This is a genomic window from Streptomyces canus, from assembly GCF_030815415.1.
Lineage (GTDB): Bacteria > Actinomycetota > Actinomycetes > Streptomycetales > Streptomycetaceae > Streptomyces > Streptomyces canus_F.
Genome location: NZ_JAUSWW010000001.1, coordinates 3,619,228 through 3,637,370, shown reverse-complemented (window position 1 = coordinate 3,637,370; position 18,143 = coordinate 3,619,228). Strand labels below are relative to the sequence as shown.

At 70.0% G+C, this 18,143-nt stretch carries 21 protein-coding genes and 2 pseudogenes; 11 read left to right on the top strand and 12 right to left on the bottom strand.

Annotation, left to right across the window (positions count from 1 at the left end; translation table 11 throughout):
• Nucleotides 1-2: 2 nt before the first annotated feature.
• Nucleotides 3-593: a TetR/AcrR family transcriptional regulator gene (locus QF037_RS16610; RefSeq protein WP_307026004.1), complete on the bottom strand. Its 591-nt coding sequence runs from the start codon at nucleotides 591-593 to the stop codon at nucleotides 3-5.
• Between the two features lie 129 nt (nucleotides 594-722).
• Here QF037_RS16610 and QF037_RS16605 point away from each other — a divergent pair, with 129 nt between their 5' ends.
• The 5 genes and pseudogenes from QF037_RS16605 to QF037_RS16585 all read left to right on the top strand — a co-directional run.
• Nucleotides 723-1,307 (top strand): dihydrofolate reductase family protein, encoded by a 585-nt coding sequence (locus QF037_RS16605; protein ID WP_307026002.1) that lies wholly within the window; start codon nucleotides 723-725, stop codon nucleotides 1,305-1,307.
• A 26-nt stretch (nucleotides 1,308-1,333) separates the two neighbouring features.
• Nucleotides 1,334-1,543 carry a hypothetical protein gene (locus QF037_RS16600; protein WP_307026000.1) on the top strand — a complete coding sequence of 70 codons (210 nt, stop codon included), beginning with the start codon at nucleotides 1,334-1,336 and terminating at the stop codon, nucleotides 1,541-1,543.
• Nucleotides 1,544-1,627: 84 nt separating this feature from the next.
• Nucleotides 1,628-2,041, top strand: coding sequence for a YciI family protein (locus QF037_RS16595; protein ID WP_307025998.1), 414 nt, complete (start codon nucleotides 1,628-1,630; stop codon nucleotides 2,039-2,041).
• 4 nt (nucleotides 2,042-2,045) lie between these two features.
• Nucleotides 2,046-3,262 (top strand): annotated as a pseudogene (locus QF037_RS16590) (RNA polymerase sigma factor).
• 9 nt (nucleotides 3,263-3,271) lie between these two features.
• A pseudogene (locus QF037_RS16585) lies at nucleotides 3,272-3,592 on the top strand (DUF952 domain-containing protein); the annotation flags it as partial.
• 496 nt (nucleotides 3,593-4,088) lie between these two features.
• Here the strand turns inward: QF037_RS16585 and QF037_RS16580 are convergent.
• From QF037_RS16580 to sodN, 5 genes are all read right to left on the bottom strand, one after another.
• The gene (locus QF037_RS16580; RefSeq protein ID WP_307025997.1) at nucleotides 4,089-4,835 is read right to left on the bottom strand and encodes a VOC family protein; all 747 of its coding nucleotides are present in this window, start codon (nucleotides 4,833-4,835) and stop codon (nucleotides 4,089-4,091) included.
• 15 nt (nucleotides 4,836-4,850) lie between these two features.
• Nucleotides 4,851-5,261 carry a VOC family protein gene (locus QF037_RS16575; protein ID WP_307025994.1) on the bottom strand — a complete coding sequence of 137 codons (411 nt, stop codon included), beginning with the start codon at nucleotides 5,259-5,261 and terminating at the stop codon, nucleotides 4,851-4,853.
• Nucleotides 5,262-5,287: 26 nt separating this feature from the next.
• Nucleotides 5,288-5,680 (bottom strand): helix-turn-helix transcriptional regulator, encoded by a 393-nt coding sequence (locus QF037_RS16570; protein ID WP_046260418.1) that lies wholly within the window; start codon nucleotides 5,678-5,680, stop codon nucleotides 5,288-5,290.
• 81 nt (nucleotides 5,681-5,761) lie between these two features.
• Entirely contained in the window at nucleotides 5,762-6,598 is an 837-nt protein-coding gene (locus tag QF037_RS16565) for an MBL fold metallo-hydrolase (protein WP_307025987.1), read from the bottom strand.
• 133 nt (nucleotides 6,599-6,731) lie between these two features.
• Entirely contained in the window at nucleotides 6,732-7,127 is a 396-nt protein-coding gene (sodN, locus tag QF037_RS16560) for a superoxide dismutase, Ni (protein ID WP_020123534.1), read from the bottom strand.
• Between the two features lie 145 nt (nucleotides 7,128-7,272).
• Between sodN and sodX the strand changes: the two genes are divergently transcribed.
• Nucleotides 7,273-7,707, top strand: a complete 435-nt coding sequence (gene sodX, locus QF037_RS16555) for a nickel-type superoxide dismutase maturation protease (protein ID WP_307025983.1) — start codon at nucleotides 7,273-7,275, stop codon at nucleotides 7,705-7,707.
• On the opposite strand, the gene QF037_RS16550 is transcribed toward sodX, so the two are convergent.
• On the bottom strand, nucleotides 7,611-8,240 hold the full coding sequence (locus tag QF037_RS16550; RefSeq protein ID WP_307025981.1) for a CGNR zinc finger domain-containing protein: 630 nt from the start codon (nucleotides 8,238-8,240) through the stop codon (nucleotides 7,611-7,613). The two genes, sodX and QF037_RS16550, sit on opposite strands and share 97 nt — an antisense overlap.
• Nucleotides 8,241-8,341: 101 nt before the next feature.
• On the opposite strand from QF037_RS16550, the gene QF037_RS16545 reads away from it, so the two are divergent.
• Nucleotides 8,342-9,100, top strand: coding sequence for a class I SAM-dependent methyltransferase (locus tag QF037_RS16545; RefSeq protein ID WP_307025980.1), 759 nt, complete (start codon nucleotides 8,342-8,344; stop codon nucleotides 9,098-9,100).
• Between the two features lie 58 nt (nucleotides 9,101-9,158).
• Here the strand turns inward: QF037_RS16545 and QF037_RS16540 are convergent, their stop codons facing one another.
• From QF037_RS16540 to QF037_RS16530, 3 genes are read right to left on the bottom strand one after another with little or no spacing between them, the layout of a single operon-like run.
• Nucleotides 9,159-9,920 (bottom strand): amino acid ABC transporter ATP-binding protein, encoded by a 762-nt coding sequence (locus QF037_RS16540; RefSeq protein ID WP_307025978.1) that lies wholly within the window; start codon nucleotides 9,918-9,920, stop codon nucleotides 9,159-9,161.
• Nucleotides 9,917-10,870, bottom strand: coding sequence for an amino acid ABC transporter permease (locus QF037_RS16535; RefSeq protein ID WP_307025976.1), 954 nt, complete (start codon nucleotides 10,868-10,870; stop codon nucleotides 9,917-9,919). Before QF037_RS16535 ends, QF037_RS16540 begins: the two co-directional genes overlap by 4 nt.
• Nucleotides 10,871-10,900: 30 nt before the next feature.
• On the bottom strand, nucleotides 10,901-11,863 hold the full coding sequence (locus tag QF037_RS16530; RefSeq protein WP_307025974.1) for an ABC transporter substrate-binding protein: 963 nt from the start codon (nucleotides 11,861-11,863) through the stop codon (nucleotides 10,901-10,903).
• A 614-nt stretch (nucleotides 11,864-12,477) separates the two neighbouring features.
• On the opposite strand from QF037_RS16530, the gene QF037_RS16525 reads away from it, so the two are divergent.
• The 4 genes from QF037_RS16525 to QF037_RS16510 all read left to right on the top strand — a co-directional run bounded on the left by QF037_RS16525 (nucleotide 12,478) and on the right by QF037_RS16510 (nucleotide 15,992).
• The gene (locus tag QF037_RS16525) at nucleotides 12,478-13,698 is read left to right on the top strand and encodes an NAD(P)-dependent malic enzyme (RefSeq protein ID WP_307025972.1); all 1,221 of its coding nucleotides are present in this window, start codon (nucleotides 12,478-12,480) and stop codon (nucleotides 13,696-13,698) included.
• Between the two features lie 443 nt (nucleotides 13,699-14,141).
• Complete coding sequence (locus QF037_RS16520) at nucleotides 14,142-15,107, top strand: zinc-binding dehydrogenase (RefSeq protein WP_266888123.1); 966 nt, start codon at nucleotides 14,142-14,144, stop codon at nucleotides 15,105-15,107.
• Between the two features lie 109 nt (nucleotides 15,108-15,216).
• Nucleotides 15,217-15,426 carry a helix-turn-helix domain-containing protein gene (locus tag QF037_RS16515; protein WP_007384656.1) on the top strand — a complete coding sequence of 70 codons (210 nt, stop codon included), beginning with the start codon at nucleotides 15,217-15,219 and terminating at the stop codon, nucleotides 15,424-15,426.
• Complete coding sequence (locus QF037_RS16510; protein ID WP_307025968.1) at nucleotides 15,426-15,992, top strand: Clp protease N-terminal domain-containing protein; 567 nt, start codon at nucleotides 15,426-15,428, stop codon at nucleotides 15,990-15,992. Before QF037_RS16515 ends, QF037_RS16510 begins: the two co-directional genes overlap by 1 nt.
• A 72-nt stretch (nucleotides 15,993-16,064) precedes the next feature.
• Here QF037_RS16510 and QF037_RS16505 read toward each other — a convergent pair whose 3' ends face one another.
• Together QF037_RS16505 and QF037_RS16500 are read right to left on the bottom strand one after the other, a co-directional pair.
• Nucleotides 16,065-17,120 (bottom strand): PadR family transcriptional regulator, encoded by a 1,056-nt coding sequence (locus tag QF037_RS16505; protein WP_307025966.1) that lies wholly within the window; start codon nucleotides 17,118-17,120, stop codon nucleotides 16,065-16,067.
• A gap of 1 nt (nucleotide 17,121) precedes the next feature.
• Entirely contained in the window at nucleotides 17,122-18,126 is a 1,005-nt protein-coding gene (locus tag QF037_RS16500; protein WP_307025964.1) for a DUF4097 family beta strand repeat-containing protein, read from the bottom strand.
• Nucleotides 18,127-18,143: the final 17 nt, after the last annotated feature.

Sequence of the window (18,143 nt, the reverse complement as noted above, 5' to 3'; positions counted from 1 at the left end):
GGCTACCCCTCCGGCACCACCGCCCCCACCACCCGCTCTACCATCCCTTCCGGCACCCCCACCCCCGGCAGCGCCCCGTCCAGTACCCCCGGCAGGGTCAGGTGTTCCAGGATCAGGCCGAGCATCGCGAGGTAGAGGACCACGACCGTTTCGTCGCCGCCGGGCAGCCCCGCGTCGCGGTGGAACCGCATGCCGTAGTCGAGGTCTCCGCGTACCGACTCGGTGTAGGACTCCCGGAGTCCGGGGCGGCGGGTGGCTTCGAGGCGCATTTCCAGAAGGGCCAGATAGCCGGTGCGGTCGCGGGTCGCGCGGGCCATGAGGTCGTGCATGAGGGCCGTGACCAGCGCGCGGTCCTTCGGTCTCGTCATCAGCTCGGCGAGCACCGACGGGTCCGGAGCGAGTCGTACATGCAGCCGGGCGTCCATCTGGCGAAGCAGGTCGTCGCGCCCGGTGAAGTAGTTGGAGGCGGTCCCCACCGGCACCCCGGCCTCCGCGTCCACCGCGCGGAACGTCAGCCCCCGCGCCCCCTCCCGTGAGAGCACCTCGATCCCCGCGTCGACCAGCGCCGCCCGTCGCTCCGGATTGCTCGCCATGCGGAATCCCCTTTCCTACTTGTGCCAGGTGCCGAAAACATCTTGCAACCACTACAAGTGAAGCACTACAAATGAAGTCGTTCAACGGGCAGTACACAGCCAGCATCCAGCCGACGGAAAGAGACCAGCTTGCGCAAGCTCACCTACTTCATCGCCTGTTCCATCGACGGCTTCATCGGGGACGAGAGCGGCGACGCGACGTTCATGATGCCGTTCGTCGACGAGGAGTTCCTGGCGTTCCTCACGGCCGAGTACCCGGAGACCCTGGCGACCGCGGGCCGCAGGGCCCTCGGTCTCGACGGCCTCGCGAACAAGCGCTGGGACACCGTCGTCCAGGGCCGCGGCAGCTACAACGAGGGCCTGAAGCAGGGCATCACCAGCCCCTACGCCCACCTGCGGGAGTACGTCGCCTCGCGCACCCTGACCGAGTCGCCCGATCCCCACGTCGAGATCATCGCCGACGACCTGGTCGGCAAGGTCCGCGAACTGAAGGCCGAGGAAGGGGAGCTGGGGATCTATCTGTGCGGCGGATCCCGGATCGCGGGCGAACTGTTCGACCTGATCGACGAGCTCGTCATCAAGACGTACCCGGTCACCATCGGCTCGGGCATGCCGATGTTCGGATCCGGCTTCTCGATCACCGAGTTCGGCCTCGACGACGTCCGCACCTTCAAGAACGGCGTGTTCGTGCGGACGTACAGCAGGAAGCGCTGACGTCCTGTCCGCCCTACCCTGAAGGCATGGACAGCGAGAGAAATGCCTGTCCCGCCTGTGGACAGTCTGTCGAGACGGTCGTCAAGCGTCACAAGACGCTGGGCGCGTGGGTCCCGGTCTGGGTGGCCGGGCCGTGCCGGAATCCGAAGTGCGAGGCGCACGTCGAGGAGGGCAGTGAGGCCGAGGACGAGCGCGCGAAGAAGACCGGCTGGAAATCCGCCGCGAAAAAATCCTGAACCCTGTCGAGAACCCGGGCCCGGCTCCGACGTCCCCTGTGAGAGCCGCCCGTCAGGGGCGGCCGGAGCCGAAGGAGCGGACTCATGAAGTACCTGGTCATGGTGCAGGGAACCCAGGCCGACTACGAGGCCATGCGCGGCAAGGCCTCCGCGAACTCCCCGGCCTGGAGCGAGCAGGAGATCCAGGCGATGTACGCCTTCATGAGCGCGATCAACGACGACCTGGCCGAGAGCGGCGAGATGGTCGACGGCCAGGGCCTCGCCGAGCCCGCGAAGGTCCGGCACGTCGGCCTCGGCCCGGACGGCAAGGCCGTGATCACCGACGGGCCGTACAGCGAGACCAAGGAGCTGCTGGCCGGCTACTGGGTGCTGGACTGCGCGAGCCTGGAACGGGTCACGGAGATCGCCGAGCGCATCGCCCGCTGCCCGCAGCCCGCGGGCGCCCCCGAGTACCCGGTGGTCATCCGCCCCATCCTGGACGGCGCCGGGGACATCTGATCCCGTGCGAAGGACGACCGACGTCGAGGACCTGCTGCGCCTGCACGCGCCGCAGGTCCTTTCCGCGCTGATCAGGCGCTACGGCCATTTCGACACCGCCGAGGACGCCGTACAGGAGGCACTGATCGCGGCGGCCGGGCAGTGGCCCGAGGCCGGGGTGCCGGACAACCCGCGCGGCTGGCTCATCAAGGTGGCCTCGCGGCGGCTCGTGGACGCCCTGCGGGCGGAGGACGCGCGGCGGGCGCGGGAGGAGAAGGCGGCGGCGCTCGCCCTGCCACCGGCCGAGCGGGTCCCGCAGGACGACGACACCTTCTCCCTCCTCTTCCTGTGCTGCCACCCCGACCTGCCCCCACCCGCGCAGATCGCCCTCACCCTCCGCGCGGTCGGCGGTCTGACGACGGCCGAGATCGCCCGCGCCCACCTGGTGCCCGAGGCGACCATGGCCCTGGGGGTGCCCCCTCTGGGGGAGCATCAGCCGTGCCAAGCAGCGCGTCAAGGGGGTGCGCTTCGGGCGACCCGACCACGGGGTGGAGCGTGCTGCCGGCCGTCGTCCACACGCTGTACCTGATCTTCAACGAGGGCCATACGGCGACCTCCGGCCCGGCGCTGCAACGCCGCGACCTCGCCGGCGAGGCGATCCGGCTGACCCGCACCGTCCACCGTCTCCTCCCCGGCATCGGCGAGGTCACCGGACTACTCGCCCTGATGCTGCTCACCGACGCCCGCCGCGAGGCCCGCACCGGCCCGCACGGCGACCTCGTGCCCCTCGACGAACAGGACCGCGACCGCTGGGACAAGGCCGCGATCGAGGAGGGCGTGGCTCTCATCACCCACGCCCTGAGCAGCGGCCCGGCGGGCCCGTACCAACTACGCGCGGCCATCGCCGCCGTGCACGACGAGGCACCCTCCGCCGAGGCCACCGACTGGCGGGAGATCCTCGGCCTCTACGACGTCCTGGTCCGCCTCGTCCCCGGCCCCGTCGAACTCCTCAACCGGGCGGTCGCCGTCGCCATGGTCCACGGGCCCGAAGCGGGCCTCGCCGAAGTGGACGCCCTGGAGGGCGAGTCGGGACACCGCCGGGACGCCGTACGGGCGCATCTGCTGGAGCGCGCCGGGTCGTACGACGAAGCCCGCGCCGCCTACGAGTCGGCGGCCGCGCAGACGCTGAGCCTGCCCGAGCAGCGCTATTTGCACGCGCGGGCGGCACGGCTCAGGGCTTAACGTGAGTCCATGTCAACGCCGATCGTGCACCTGACCGAACGCTCCCTCTGGGAAGCCGCCCGCGCCCGCGGCACGTACGAGATGTCGACCCGCGGCAAGACCCTCCAGGAGGAGGGCTTCATCCACTGCTCGACGCGCGCGCAGCTCCCGGACGTCGCCGCCTTCCTCTACGGCTCCTACGACGGCCCCGACGAACTGGTGCTCCTGGTCATCGATCCCGACCGGCTCGGCGTCCCGCTGAAGTACGAGGCCCCGGAGCCGGGTGCCGAGGAGTTCCCGCACATCTACGGGCCGCTGCCGGTGGACGCCGTGGTCGACGTGGAGCCGTGGGGGTCCACGCGGCGTCCACGGTTATGGCGGTGGGTCGTCGTCGTGTGGGCCGCCGTGGTGGCCGTCGCAGGCGGGCTCACCTGGTTGCTGCAGGACTCGGCCGGGCCCCAGGAGCCCAAGAGCTGGGCGGAGTTCAGCCCGCAGCCGTCGCTTCCGGAAGGGTGGGAGGAGCAGTGCGGGCTCGCCACGCCCGGGCCCGGCGACGAAGAGGCCTCGGACGCCCTCTGCTTCATCAGGACGCGCTAGTGCCGCGGCAGGCAACGTTTGCCCCGTCGCGACGCCCGGCACGCTCCCCCACTGCCTTGAGGGCGTGGGAGGGGCCCCCACTCGCCGCACCGGCCGAAAGCCCAAGTACGTCCAGTACGAGGGCTTCCGGCCGGCACGCCGAGAGCACGCTCCCCCACCCTCGAACCGCGCTTCGCACGGCTCGGGCGGGAGGGACCCCCACGACGCCGCTCCTTGACGGGCAAACGTTGCCTGCCGCGGCACTAGTCCATCAGGACGCGCCGGGCAGCCCGCCCGTCTCCGGATCCCGGCCGGTCAGGCAGTACGTCCCGCCCGCCGGGTCCCGCAGCACCGTCCAGTGCTTGCCGTGCGCGACCGTCTGCGCGCCAAGCTCCTCGTGCCGGACCCGGGTCGTCTCGATGTCCGCGCAGGCCAGGTCGAGATGGGCGGAGCCGGCGCGTTCCTCGCCGAGCCGCTGGAGCAGGATGCGGACCGGGAGGCCGGGCGGCGGCGCGAGTACGTGGAACTCGGGCAGGGAACCGGGGCGGGAGTCCCAGTCGGGCAACAGGGCGCTCCAGAACGTGACTTCGGCATCGTAGAGCGAAGGCGTGACGTCGAGACAGACCTGGTCGAGGCGGCTGCCGTGGACGACGGGCGGGCGGACCGACTCCCCGTGCCAGGGCACCGCGCAGAACAACTGCCCGGCGGGGGAGCGGAGTACGGCCCATCCCTCGTGCTCGGCGGCCATGGTCGCGCCCAGACGCAGAGCCGACCGCACGAACTCCGGCAGGCCGTCCTCGTCCACGCAGAAGTCGAGGTGGGCACCGCCGTGGCCCTCGCCGACGCCCTGGACCTTGACGCAGGCGTCGGCGCCGTCGGGTACGAGGGTCACGAACTCGCCCCGCGAGCCACGCGGCGCGGACAGCCGTGTGTCCGTGACCACCGTCCAGAACTCATGGGCGCGGTCGAGGAGTTCGATGCGACGGTCGACGAAGGCGTACGTCCAGCGGATGCTCATGCCGGGGATGGTAGATCAGGGGGACTGCATGAACCGCAGCATATTTCCGGCGGGGTCCCGGAACGCGCAGTCGCGCACCCCGTACGGCATGTCCGTCGGTTCCTGGATCACGTCGGCGCCGGATTCCCGGACGCGGGCGAAGAGGGCGTCGCAGTCCTCGGTGGTGAAGTTGACCCCGCGCAGCACGCCCTTGGCCAGCAGCTGCTCCATCGCCTCCCGGTCGGCCGGGGAGAGGTCGGGGTTGGCCGCGGGCGGCTCCAGGACGATGGACACGTCCGGTTGCAGCGGCGACCCGACGGTCGTCCACCGCATGCCCTCGTACTTGACGTCGTTGCGGACCTCCAGGCCCAGGACGTCGCAGTAGAAGGCGATCGCCTTGTCGTGGTCGTCGACGGCGATGAAACAGGTGTGGAGTTTCAGGTCCATGGGACCAACCTAAGCTCGGAACGGCGTCACGTCCGTCTGGGGCGCGTGTACGCCCGCACCACACAGGGCGGGATCTCCGCGCTCTCCTCGTGCGAGCGGGCCCGGTAGGAGCTCGGCGTCTCGCCCACCAGTTCGGTGAAGCGGGAGCTGAAGGAGCCGAGGGAGGTACAGCCGACCGCCATGCAGACATCGGTGACGGAGAGGTCGCCGCGGCGCAGCAGCATCTTCGCGCGCTCGACGCGGCGGGTCATGAGATAGCCGTACGGCGTCTCGCCGTACGCCTCCTTGAAGCTGCGCTGGAAGTGGCCCGGGGACATCAGGGCGGTGCGCGCGAGGGCGGTCACGTCGAGGGGCTCGGTGTACTCGCGGTCCATGCGGTCGCGTGCCTTGCGCAGTCTGACCAGATCCTCACGGTTCACCTCGCCAGCATCGCACGCAGGCACACGCCGACGGAAAGGGGGCGGGGTCTGCCCCCGTGGGGGAGGCGCTCGGATGATCCGTCACCCTTCGTCGTCCAGCGCGAAACGCAGATACCGCTCCGCCGAACGCCGCACCGCGGCCGCCCCGTCGGCGGTGACCACCCGTCCCCAGAACGCCCCGTAGATGCGCTCGAAGCCGAACGGCTCGACCAGCCGCAGCGCGCGCCGGACGGTCCGCGGCCGCTCCGGGATGAAGTTGGGGATGCTGTACATGAAGCTGACCCACCGCCGGTCCATCACCACCATGAAGATGTCACCGCTGAACAGCGCACCGCGCCCCTCGGGGTCGTCCGCCCAGTGCAGCACGGTGCCGCCGGCGAAGTGCGTGCCCGCGTTGATCAGCGTCATGCCGGGGGCGATCGGGTGGGTGTCGCCCGACCAGTACTCGATCAGCGGATCGGGGCGGCCGACCCAGTCACGGTCCGCGGCGTGGACGTACACGGGGGCGTCGAAGACCCGGCCCCACTCGGTCATCGCGCCGTGGAAGTGCGGATGGCTGACGGCGATCGCGCTGATGCCGCCCAGCTTCTCGACCTCGGCGGCGAGTTCGTCGTCGAGGTAGCCGAGGCAGTCCCACAGCACGTTCCCGGCCGGTGAGCGCAGCAGCAGCGCCCGCTGCCCGATGGCCACGGACGGCTCCGCGGCGACGCCGACGACACCGGGCCCCTCCTCGCGCAGCCGCCCGCGGTGGCCGCTGTCGCGCAACTCGGCCAGGCTGGTCCAGCGCTGGCCCTCCCAGCCGACGTACTGCCGCTCGTCCAGGCAGATCGGGCAGTCGGCGCGGGGTGCGGCGTACTGCACTCCGCAGGTGCGGCAGATCGGGAGTTCGGTACCGGACACGGGCTTGAGGGAGGACACCACGACTCCTTCGCTCTGGCTGCCGGCCGACGCATGCCGAAGGGGTCCGGCCAGAACTTCGGCCGGACCCCTTCAGATTCCCGCTGACCCGCGATGGTGCACCGATCGCCGGTCACGGGCGGCTGACTGTGCGTCAGGCCTTCTTGGTCTCCCAGAAGATCTTGTCGATCTGGGCGATGTAGTCCAGCGCCTTCTGGCCGGTCGCCGGGTCGGTGGACGCCTTGGCGGCCGAGAGGGCCTTCAGGGCGTCGTTGACCAGCTGGTGCAGCTCCGGGTACTTCTCGAAGTGCGGGGGCTTGAAGTAGTCGCTCCAGAGCACGGAAACGTGGTGCTTCGCGAGCTCGGCGCGCTGCTCCTTGATGACCGTGGCACGGGCCTGGAAGTGCGGGTCGTCGTTGGCGGCCATCTTCTCCTGCACGGCCTTCACCGACTCCGCCTCGATGCGGGCCTGGGCCGGGTCGTACACACCGCAGGGCAGGTCGCAGTGTGCGCTGACCTTGACCTTGGGGGCAAACAGGCGGGAAAGCATGGAGCATTCCTTCCTCGTGATCGTCTTCTCAGGTGCGACATTACTCCCTGGGAGAGGCGATTTCGCGAGTGCCCCCATGGGCTTAGGACAAAAGTCCGGGGTCAGTATCAGACTGGTGGATGAACGGACAGGGGAGGTGCCGGGGATGCCGGAACTGTCGCAGGAGACCGAACACAGGGGAGTGCTCCTGCCCTTCGGGCCGGCCGAGGTGACCGGGCCGTCGATGGTGCCCACGCTGCACCACGCGGACCGGCTCCTGGTGCAGTACGGGGCCCGGATCCGGCCGGGTGACGTGGTGGTCCTGCGGCATCCGTTCCAGCAGGACCTGCTGGTCGTCAAGCGGGCCGTGGAGCGCCGTGAGGGCGGCTGGTGGGTGCTCGGGGACAACGCGTACGCAGGCGGCGACAGCACGGACTACGGGGTCGTGCCCGTCGAGCTGGTCCTGGGCAAGGTGCGTCTGAGGTACCGGCCGCGCAGGCCGGATCAGCGTTCGCCGTTCGCCGTCGCGCGCTGGGTGCTGTCCTGCGCCAGGCCCGTCTTCTCCGACCGGTCGGCCTCCAGGCGTTTGCGGGCGCGGTAGGCGGCCACGTTGGCGCGGGTGGCGCAGCGGTCGGAGCAGTAGCGCCGGGAGCGGTTCGTGGACGTGTCCAGATAGGCGTTGCGGCAGGGCGACGCCTCGCACAGGCCCAGGCGGTCCACGCCGTACTCCGTGAGGTGGAAGGCGAGGCCCATCGCCGCGATGGCCGCGTAGCCGGCGGTCGCGTTGGACGGGTGGTCCGCCAGGTGCATGTGCCACAGGGGGCGGCCGTCGTCGTCGCGGTGGTCGTGCCCGGAGATTTGCGGGCTCACCGGGAACTCCAGGAGGAGCGAGTTCAGCAGGTCCACGGCGAGCGTCTCGTCGCCGCCGTCCGCCGCCTCGAAGACCGAGCGCAGCCGGCCCCGGACCGAGCGGAAGCGGGTGACATCCGCGTCGGTGGCGCGGCGGGCCGCCGACGAGTTGCCGCCGAACAGGTCGCGAACGGCCTCGACCGAGGTGAGCGAGTCCTTGCCCCGGGCCGGGTCCTCGGTGTTGACGAGGCGCACGGCGTAGTCCGAGTAATAGGCCAGTTCCACTTGTAGTCCTTACGGAGGCGTTCTATCGTCGTCGTGCGGTCGGTTGGTAACAGCTGATCGTGCTTCCAGGGTATTACGCATACGTTCGAAGAGGGGCTTCCATGACGACGAGTACCGGAACCGACTGGCAGGCCTGGCAGGAGAGCTGGGACCGGCAGCAGGAGTGGTACATGCCCGACCGGGAGGAGCGCTTCCGGATCATGCTCGACATGGTCGAGGCCCTCGTGGGACCCCGCCCCCGGGTACTGGATCTCGCATGCGGCACGGGAAGTATCACGGCCCGGCTGCTCGCCCGGTTCCCGGAGGCCGTCAGTACGGGTGTCGACCTCGACCCGGCGCTCCTCGCCATCGCCGAGGGCACCTTCGCGGCCGACGAGCGGGTCACCTTCGTGACGGCCGACCTCAAGGACCCGGACTGGACGGCGAAGCTGCCCTACGCGTCGTACGACGCCGTCCTGACCGCCACGGCCCTGCACTGGCTGCACAGCGAACCCCTCGCGGCCCTCTACGGTCAGGTCGCGGGCCTGGTCCGCGACGGCGGTCTCTTCATGAACGCGGACCACATGATCGACGACACCACGCCCCGGATCAACGCGGCCGAACGCGCCCAGCGCCACACCCGTATGGACCAGGCCAGGCACGACGGCGCCCTCGACTGGTCCGAATGGTGGCAGGTCGCCGCCAACGACCCCGTCCTCGCGGAGCCCACCGCCCGCCGCTTCGAGATCTACGGCGAGCACGCCGACGGCGACATGCCCGCCGCCGCGTGGCACGCGCGCGTGCTGCGCGAGAAGGGCTTCGGGGAGGCTCGGCCGGTGTGGTGCTCGCCTTCGGACACGCTGCTGCTGGCGCTGAAGTAGCGCATGCGGAAGGGGCGGTACGGGAATCCCGTACCGCCCCTTCCCCGTCGTACCGCCGCTACAGCACCTTCGACAGGAACGCCTGCGTCCGTTCGTGCTGCGGGTTCGTCAGGACGTCGCGCGGGTTGCCGGACTCGACCACCACGCCGTCGTCCATGAAGACCAGGCTGTCGCCGACCTCGCGGGCGAAGCCCATCTCGTGGGTGACGACGACCATCGTCATGCCGGACTCGGCGAGGTCGCGCATGACGTCGAGGACGTCGCCGACCAGCTCCGGGTCGAGGGCCGAGGTCGGCTCGTCGAACAGCATCAGCTTCGGGTCCATGGCGAGGGCCCGGGCGATGGCGACGCGCTGCTGCTGGCCGCCGGAGAGCTGCGAGGGGTAGGTGTCGGCCTTGTCGGCCAGTCCGACCCGGTCGAGCAGTTCCCGCGCCCGCTCCCTGGCCTGGGCCTTGCTCACGCCCTTGACCTGGACCGGCGCCTCGATGATGTTGTCGGCGGCTGTCATGTGCGGGAAGAGGTTGAACCGCTGGAACACCATGCCGATGTCCTGGCGCTGGAGCGCGACCTCGCTGTCCTTGAGCTCGTACAGCTTGTCGCCCTTCTGACGATAGCCGACCAGCTCACCGTCGACGTACAGCCGTCCGGCGCTGATCTTCTCGAGGTGGTTGATGCACCTCAGGAAGGTCGACTTGCCGGAGCCGGAGGGGCCGATGAGACAGAACACCTCACCCTGCTTGACCTCCAGGTCGATGCCCTTGAGGACGTGCACCAGGCCGAAGGACTTGTGGACGCCCTCGGACTTCACCATCGCGGTCATGCTCCGCCCCTTTCACGGCTGAAGGCCATCAGGTTGACCCTGATCTTCTGCCACGGCGTCTGCGGCAGGCTTCGGGACGTGCCGCGGGCGTAACGGCGCTCCAGGTAGTACTGGAAGACGCTGAAAACGCTCGTCATGACCAGGTACCAGATGGAGGCGACGAACAGCATTTCCATCACGGCGTACGAGGTGGAGCCGATGGACGACGTGGCGCGCAGCAGCTCGTTGTACGTCACCGCGTACACCAGCGCCGAGGTCTTCAGCATGTTGATGAACTCGTTACCGGTCGGCGGCACGATCACCCGCATCGCCTGCGGGATCACGATGCGGCGCAGCGTCTTGGCGTGGCTCATACCGAGGGCGTGCGAGGCCTCGGTCTGGCCCTCGTCGACGGCCATCAGGCCGGCGCGGCAGATCTCCGCCATGTACGCCGCCTCATTGAGGCCGAGGCCGAGGAGGGCGCACATGAACGGCGTCATGACATCCGTCATCTCGTCCTTGTAGATCGGACCGAGATTCAGCATCGGGAAGATCAGCGCCAGGTTGAACCACAGCAGGAGCTGGACGTAGACCGGCGTCCCGCGGAAGAACCAGATGTAGACCCAGGCCACCCAGCTCGTCACCGGGTTCTTCGAGAGCCGCATGACAGCGAGCACGATGCCGAGGACCACGCCCAGGATCATCGCCAGGATGCTGATCAGCAGGGTGCGACCGGCACCCGCGAGGACCGTGGAGTCGAACAGCTTGTCGCCGACGGCGCTCCACTGGATCTTCTCAGCGGTGGCGAACGCGTTGACCAGCAGGCCCACCAGGGCCAGGACCACGAGGCCGCTGATGTAGCGGCCGTAGTGGCGGACCGGGATGGCCTTGATCGCCTCCGGTGGAACGGAGGCTTCCTTGGAGACCGGCGGCGTCGCGTCCGCCGGCTCCTTGTCGAACTTGTCAGTCACAGTGACTGCCCTTCAGTGCTGCTGGGTCGGTCACTTGCCGCCGTTGACGGCGGCCTTGTCGATGGCGCCGCTCTCGGCGCCCCACTTCTCCAGGATCGTCTTGTAGGTGCCGTCCTCGATGATCGCGTTGACGGCCTCCTCCAGGGCGGCGGAGAGCTCCTTGTTGTCCTTGTTCACGGCGATACCGAACGGGCCGGCGTCGACCTGCTCGCCGACGACCTCGAACGCGTTGCCGCCGTCGGCCTTGCGGGCCATGTCGATGGCGACCGGGTAGTCGTTGACGCCGGCGACCGCGCCGCCCGACTTCACACGGGTCTGGGCCTCGGTGTCGTTCTCGAACGACTCGATCGTGATCTTCTTCTTGCCGTCGTCCGTGCAGCCCTTGGACTGCTTCTGCAGGGCCTGCTCGTACGTCGTGCCGCGCTGCACGGCGGCCGTCTGGCCGCAGAGGTCGGCGATCGAGTTGATCTTCTTCGGGTTGCCCTTCTGGACGTACACGGCGGTACCGGCCGTGAAGTAGTCGACGAAGTCGACACCCGGGCCGAGCTTCTTGCCCTTGTCGTCCAGGCCCTCCTGACGCGCCTTGGTGTCCGTGATGGAGGACATGGCGACGTCGTAGCGGCCCGAGTTCAGGGAGGTGATCAGGCCGTCGAAGGAGCCGGAGGTGAACTTGAACTCCACGCCCAGCTGCTTGCCCAGCGCCGCGGCGATGTCGGGGTCGACGCCGACGATCTTGCCGCCGTCCTGGTACTCCATGGGGGCGTACTCGGCGTTGGTGCCGACCTTGATGACACCCGCCTTCTGGATATTGGCGGGCAGCTTGTCGAACAGCGGGGCGCTGCTGGAGGACGCCGTCTCCTTCGAGCCGCTGTCGTTGCCGCCCTCCGTCTGGTCACCGCAACCGGTGAGAAGCAGGGCGCCTGCGACCGCGATCGCGCCTACCGCGGCAGTCCTGGAGCGCGCGGCGGTCGTACGACGGGAGCTTGCGGTCATTTTGGGTTCCTCCGGCGGATGGGTGGAGTTGCCGATGGGGCGGGCATCTGTCGACGGTGCCGACGGACGCCTTGGTTTCTCAGGTCGACGAGAGCACACGCCTTCGAGTGTCGCGACCTCGTGTGATGACGGCATCTTGCCATTCGGACTGGACCATTCAGGGGGCCAGCCATGTCAAAATCGGATAACGGGTGACCCCCGAACCGCATCAGGTCGGACATCACGGCCGCACCTTCTGCGGGAATCCATCCTTCCGGCCGGAGGATCTTCGGCGCATCTCAGGATGCGAGCGTGGCCTTGACGTCCGGGCCCGCGGTTCCAGTCCTTGTCAAGAGGCAATCGAGGATGAGTCCGCATACTTGACCATGATTCATGTCACCGGTCTGGGGCCCACAAGGTCCGTCATGTGACCTTGCACTTATGGACTCGTCGCAGGTGCCGTCCGTCCGGTAAGAAGGTTCTTTACACCCCTCATCCGGGGCTCAGGGCGCGTGTGCGGCGCGCCCGTCGCGCACGACCTATACGCATCACCGACAGGGTCGTACGCGGTGCCCGCCCACTTCTCAACCAGGAGTGGCCACCCTCAAACCATGAATATCTAAGGGGTAGAACAAGTGGCAGCGGAGATCGTCAATCCTCGCAGCGACAGCGATACGGGCCAGGACGGGGCGGAGCCCCTCGATTCCTTCGACCCCGCGTTCGCGCTGCATCGCGGCGGCAAGATGGCTGTGCAGGCCACCGTGCCGATCCGTGACAAGGACGACCTGTCCCTCGCGTACACGCCCGGCGTGGCGAAGGTGTGCAGCGCCATCGCCGAGCAGCCCGACCTCGTCCACGACTACACGTGGAAGTCCTCCGTCGTCGCCGTCGTCACGGACGGCACCGCCGTGCTCGGACTCGGTGACATCGGGCCCGAGGCCTCCCTTCCGGTGATGGAAGGCAAGGCCATCCTCTTCAAGCAGTTCGGCGGCGTCGACGCGGTGCCGATCGCGCTGGCCTGCACGGACGTCGACGAGATCGTCGAGACCGTGGTCCGGCTCGCGCCGTCCTTCGGCGGCGTGAACCTGGAGGACATCTCGGCGCCCCGGTGCTTCGAGATCGAGAAGCGCCTCCAGGACGCCCTCGACATCCCGATCTTCCACGACGACCAGCACGGCACGGCCGTCGTGACCCTCGCCGCCCTGCGGAACGCCGCGCGGCTGACCGGGCGCGGGGTCGGTGAGCTCCGTGCGGTCATCTCGGGTGCCGGCGCGGCCGGTGTCGCCATCGCGAAGATCCTCGTCGACGCCGGGATCGGGGACGTCGCCGTCGCCGACCGCAAGGGCGTGGTGTCGGCCGACCGGGACGACCTCACCCCGGTCAAGCGCGAGCTCGCGGGCTTCACCAACAAGGCCGGCCTCACCGGATCCCTGGAGGCCGCTCTGGCAGGCGCCGACGTCTTCATCGGCGTGTCCGGCGGCACGGTGGCGGAGGAGGCGGTGGCGTCGATGGCAGAGGGCGCCTTCGTCTTCGCCATGGCCAACCCGAACCCCGAGGTGCACCCGGACGTCGCGCACAAGTACGCGGCGGTCGTGGCCACGGGCCGCTCCGACTTCCCGAACCAGATCAACAACGTCCTCGCGTTCCCGGGCATCTTCGCCGGGGCGCTCCAGGTGCGGGCCTCCCGTATCACCGAGGGCATGAAGATCGCGGCGGCGGAGGCGTTGGCGGCGGTGGTCGGTGACGACCTCGCGGCGGACTACGTGATCCCGTCGCCGTTCGACGAGCGGGTGGCTCCGGCCGTCACCGCGGCTGTCGCGGCCGCGGCCCGTGCGGAGGGTGTTGCCCGCCGCTGAGGCAGGTGGCTGTGGGTGGCCCCGTCCGGTTCGCCGGGCGGGGTCGCTTTTTTTACCTGGGCGGGGGGCTGGGCGGGTGATTTTTCGCCCCGCCGCCCCTACCCGTCCCATCCTCCAGGGGCGTGCCGCCCCTTCGACCCCGCCCCCAGGACCCCCATCGGCCCGAAGGGCCCTCGTCCTCAAACGCCGGACGGGCTGAAATACCTGGACCGGCATCGACAGGAGAAGCCGCCTGCGGGCGGGTGGGGGATCGGGACGGGAGGCCCTCGTCCTCGGACACCGGACGGGCTGAAGGACGCGGGTGGGTGGGGGATGGGGACGGTGGGTCCTCGTCCTCGCCCTCGTCCTCGGACGCCGGACGGGCTGGATCTGTCGCGCAAGAGGGTGTGTGTCACACGGCTTTCCGGTTCCCCGTGTCGCCGGTGGACCCTATCGTCAAGGTCATGTTCGCCGCCTATGCCGCCCGCATCGACCGTGACCAGCCGCTCTCCGGACTTGAGTTGGGGGAGCGTCCGGCTCCCGAGGCCCGCCCCGGCTGGAGTGTGATCGACGTCAGGGCCGCCTCCCTCAACCATCACGACCTCTGGTCCCTGAAGGGCGTCGGTCTGTCCGAGGACAAGTTGCCGATGATCCTCGGCTGTGACGCCGCCGGTGTCGACGAGGACGGCAACGAGGTCGTCCTGCACTCCGTGATCGGCCAGACCGGACACGGGGTCGGCCCCAGGGAGCCCCGCTCCATCCTCACCGAGCACTACCAGGGCACCTTCGCCGAGCAGGTCGCCGTGCCGACCTGGAACGTGCTGCCCAAGCCCAAGGAGCTGTCCTTCGCCGAGGCCGCCTGTCTGCCCACGGCGTGGCTGACGGCGTACCGGATGCTCTTCACCAACGCGGGTGTACGTCCCGGCGACTCGGTCCTCGTCCAGGGGGCCGGCGGCGGTGTCGCCACGGCCGCGATCGTGCTCGGCAAGGCCGCCGGTCTGCGGGTCTTCGCCACCAGCCGGGACGAGGCCAAGCGCAAGCGGGCGATCGAGCTGGGCGCCGTGGAGGCGCTGGAGTCGGGGGCGCGGCTGCCGCAGCGGGTGGACGCCGTCATCGAGACCGTCGGCGCCGCCACCTGGTCCCACTCGGTGAAGTCCCTGCGGCCGGGCGGCACGCTGGTCATCTCCGGTGCGACGAGCGGCGACCGACCCTCGCACGCCGAACTCACCCGGATCTTCTTCCTGGAGCTCAAGGTCGTGGGCTCGACCATGGGCACCAAGGACGAGCTGGAGGACCTGCTCTCCTTCTGCGCGGCCACCGGGGTGCGTCCGGTGATCGACGAGGTGCTTCCGCTGGACCGGGCCCGCGAGGGCTTCGAACGGCTGGCGTCGGGCGAGCAGTTCGGGAAGATCGTGCTCACGCATTCCTGACGTGACGTGAGGTGACATGAGGCGGGTCCGGGGTCTCGGGCCCGCCTTTCCCGCGCCCAGGTCGTCAACTTTGGTTGACGTGCGGCTGGCGTCAATGTAAGTTGACGGCATGACCGAAGCAACGGATCTCGCCGAGCGTGCCGGCGACCGCGATCCACGGGTCGGCCTGCGGGCCGTCGCCGCCCTGCGCCGGCTCCTCGAACAGCTGGAGTCGGTGCAGGTGCGCAGCGCGCGCAATCAGGGCTGGTCGTGGCAGGAGATCGCCGCCGAACTCGGTGTGAGCAGGCAGGCCGTGCACAAGAAGTACGGGAGGCATTGATGTTCGAGCGGTTCACGAAGGACGCCCGCGCCGTGGTGCAGTCGGCGGTGACACAGGCCGAACGGACGGGCGCGGACACCGTCGACGCCGAGCACCTCCTGCTCGCGCTGCTCGACCGCGAGGCGAGCCGTGCCTCCTTCGCGCTGGCCTCGCTGGGCGTCGCGGAGGAAGGCAAGGAGTCGGTTCGGCAGTCCCTGGCCGAGGCCCGGCGCCGCGCCGGCCTCTCCCAGGCCGAGTCCGACGCCCTCGCCGGACTCGGCATCGACGTCGCGCGGATCGTCGCCCGCGTCGAGGAGGTGCACGGCGTCGGCGCGATGTCCGGCGACCGTAAGGGCAGGAGCGGCCTGTCCGGGCGCCGTCCCTTCAGCCGGAGCGCCAAGGACACCCTGGAACGCTCCCTGCGCACCGCCATCGCCCGCCACGACCGCCATATCGGCGACGAACACCTGCTCCTCGCCCTCACGATCCGCCCCGGCGTCCCGGGCGAGGTGCTCGCCGACCACGGGGTGACGTACGAGTCGCTGGTCCGTGTGCTCTACGGCGACGGGGAGGCGAAGGCGGGCTGAGGGGGCGGAGGGGGCGGAGGCGGACCCGGGGCGCCGGGTCGGCACCGGCTCCGGAGGTGGGCCTGGGGAGACTCAGGCCTTCGGTGACCGCAGCAGTGCCCCGATGTGCGCTGCCGCCGTCGACAGGTGCCGGCGGGCGTCGTGGAGCTGGTCCGAGGTGACGCCGTGGTCCCGGGCCGCGTCGCGGATGTCGTCCCGGAAGCGGTCGAGGAGGCGGTCCAGGTCGCGGGCCGAGTCCCCGGTGCCGTCCTCATGGGCCCAGGCCGGTTCGTAGTCGGCGGGGAAGTCCTCGGGGGTCTGTGAGTACTCGGGCGCACCCGCCGCCGACTTCGCGCCCTCCTTCTCCGCGTTCCCGTGCCCGAACCCGAAGTCCTTGCCGAGCCCCCTGCCGTAGTCCCGCCCGAACTCGCCGAACTCCTTGGCCAGTTCGGTCAGCCCCTCGCGTACCCCCGTCGGCCAGTCGCCCCGCGCGAAGTGGTCCTGCACCTGCTCCTGGACCCGCCGTGCGATGCGCTGCACCTCCTCCTGGGTCTGGACCCGCGCCCGCTCCTGCGCCTCCTTGGCCTGACGCCGGGCCCGCTGGGCCTCCTCACGGGCCCGCCGGCTCTCGTCCTTGGCGCGCCGGGCCTGCTCCTTCCACTCCTGCTTGACGCGGCGCATCTCTTCCTTGGCCGCACGCCACGACTCGCTGTCGGTGTGGTCCCCGAGCTCCCCCGGGGGGCTGTCCTGGTCGCCGCCGGCGCGGGCCTGCGAGGCGGCCGCCCGCATCTCGCGCCGCAGGTCGCCCGCCGCGCCGCGCACATCGGCCCGGATCTCGGCGGCGAGCTCGGCGACCGACTCCCGGATCTCCAGCTCCAGATCGGCCAGCTCACCGCTGCGGTCGGCCAGTTCGGCGCGGCCCGCGTCCGTGATGGCGTACACCTTGCGGCCGCCCTCGGTGGTGTGGGTGACCAGGCCCTCGGCCTGCAGCTTGGCGAGGCGGGGGTAGACGGTGCCGGCCGAGGGCGCGTACAGGCCCTGGAACCGCTCCTCCAGCAGCCGGATCACCTCGTAGCCGTGACGGGGGGCCTCGTCGAGCAGCTTCAGCAGGTAGAGGCGGAGGCGGCCGTGGGCGAAGACGGGAGGCATGTCAGAGCACCTTCTTGTCGGTCGTGCCGTCGGCCGGGTCGTCGGCGTCGGCCGCGTCCACGGCGTCAGCGCCCTCACCCGGGCCGGAAACGGAATTGTCCCCCGAGTCGCTCTGTGGATCGGCCATCGGGCCGGGGCCCGCCCCAGCCTCTTCGGGCACCGGGCTCATGTCCGCCGGTTCCGCGCCCCACGGCACGTCCTCGGTCTGCGGGCGGCGCAGCAGGGCGATCGAGCCCGAGACGGTGGTCGCCTTCAGGCTGCCGTTGCCCGCGCCGAGCCGGCCGGTGATCCGCTTGGCGCCCCACTGGCCGCCGACCCGCAGGTCCTCGAAGGCGTTGGAGACCTTTCCGCTCGCGGTGTTCGCCTCCACCTCCGCGTCCGCCGGGTGGGGGAGGCGGATGGCGATCTCGCCGGAGACGCTCGTCAGGTTGATGTCGGTCGGGCGGCTGGTCGGATCGAGGTCGACGATCATCGAACCGCTCACCGAGTCCGCCTTGACCGAGGAGCCCGCCTCGACCACGGTCAGGTCGCCGGAGACGGAGTTGAAGCGGAGGTCTCCGCGGAGGGCCTGGGCCTCCAGGTTGCCCGAGACGGTGTCGGCGCGGACGGAGCCGGTGAGCCCCACGAGCGTGGTGTCGCCGGTGACGCCCTTGACCTCCGCGCGTCCGTCGATCCCCGAGACCACGGCGGCGGCGCCCACCACGCCCACCTCGACCCGGGTGCCGGCCGGCACGGCCAGCGAGACGACGGCACTGCGCCGCCAGCCCTTGCGGTCCAGCCATTTGAGGAAGCCCTTCCAGGGCAGGTCCTCGTAGGCCACCGTGAGGGTGCCGCCCTCCTGGGTCACCATCAGGGGCGGTCCCTCCAGCTCGGAGACCTCCAGTCGGGCGGAACCTTCGTCCGTGCCCACGACGTTCACCGTTCCATTGACGATGCGCACATGGAGCTGGCTCACCGGCTCGTCGAACGTGAGCTTCCTCGGCTCCGATACGGACCACTCGGACATGGTGCAGACCTCCCCGT

What these genes read in the sequence shown, in the direction of transcription:
- QF037_RS16500 (WP_307025964.1), bottom strand. Translation starts at nt 18,126, where the DNA reads ATGTCCGAGTGGTCCGTATCGGAGCCGAGGAAGCTCACGTTCGACGAG.
- sodN (WP_020123534.1), bottom strand. Translation starts at nt 7,127, where the DNA reads ATGCTTTCCCGCCTGTTTGCCCCCAAGGTCAAGGTCAGCGCACACTGC.
- QF037_RS16600 (WP_307026000.1), top strand. Translation starts at nt 1,334, where the DNA reads ATGGACAGCGAGAGAAATGCCTGTCCCGCCTGTGGACAGTCTGTCGAG.
- QF037_RS16505 (WP_307025966.1), bottom strand. Translation starts at nt 17,120, where the DNA reads ATGCCTCCCGTCTTCGCCCACGGCCGCCTCCGCCTCTACCTGCTGAAG.
- QF037_RS16510 (WP_307025968.1), top strand. Translation starts at nt 15,426, where the DNA reads ATGTTCGAGCGGTTCACGAAGGACGCCCGCGCCGTGGTGCAGTCGGCG.
- QF037_RS16595 (WP_307025998.1), top strand. Translation starts at nt 1,628, where the DNA reads ATGAAGTACCTGGTCATGGTGCAGGGAACCCAGGCCGACTACGAGGCC.
- QF037_RS16580 (WP_307025997.1), bottom strand. Translation starts at nt 4,835, where the DNA reads ATGAGCATCCGCTGGACGTACGCCTTCGTCGACCGTCGCATCGAACTC.
- QF037_RS16610 (WP_307026004.1), bottom strand. Translation starts at nt 593, where the DNA reads ATGGCGAGCAATCCGGAGCGACGGGCGGCGCTGGTCGACGCGGGGATC.
- QF037_RS16520 (WP_266888123.1), top strand. Translation starts at nt 14,142, where the DNA reads ATGTTCGCCGCCTATGCCGCCCGCATCGACCGTGACCAGCCGCTCTCC.
- sodX (WP_307025983.1), top strand. Translation starts at nt 7,273, where the DNA reads ATGCCGGAACTGTCGCAGGAGACCGAACACAGGGGAGTGCTCCTGCCC.
- QF037_RS16530 (WP_307025974.1), bottom strand. Translation starts at nt 11,863, where the DNA reads ATGACCGCAAGCTCCCGTCGTACGACCGCCGCGCGCTCCAGGACTGCC.
- QF037_RS16515 (WP_007384656.1), top strand. Translation starts at nt 15,217, where the DNA reads ATGACCGAAGCAACGGATCTCGCCGAGCGTGCCGGCGACCGCGATCCA.
- QF037_RS16545 (WP_307025980.1), top strand. Translation starts at nt 8,342, where the DNA reads ATGACGACGAGTACCGGAACCGACTGGCAGGCCTGGCAGGAGAGCTGG.
- QF037_RS16540 (WP_307025978.1), bottom strand. Translation starts at nt 9,920, where the DNA reads ATGACCGCGATGGTGAAGTCCGAGGGCGTCCACAAGTCCTTCGGCCTG.
- QF037_RS16575 (WP_307025994.1), bottom strand. Translation starts at nt 5,261, where the DNA reads ATGGACCTGAAACTCCACACCTGTTTCATCGCCGTCGACGACCACGAC.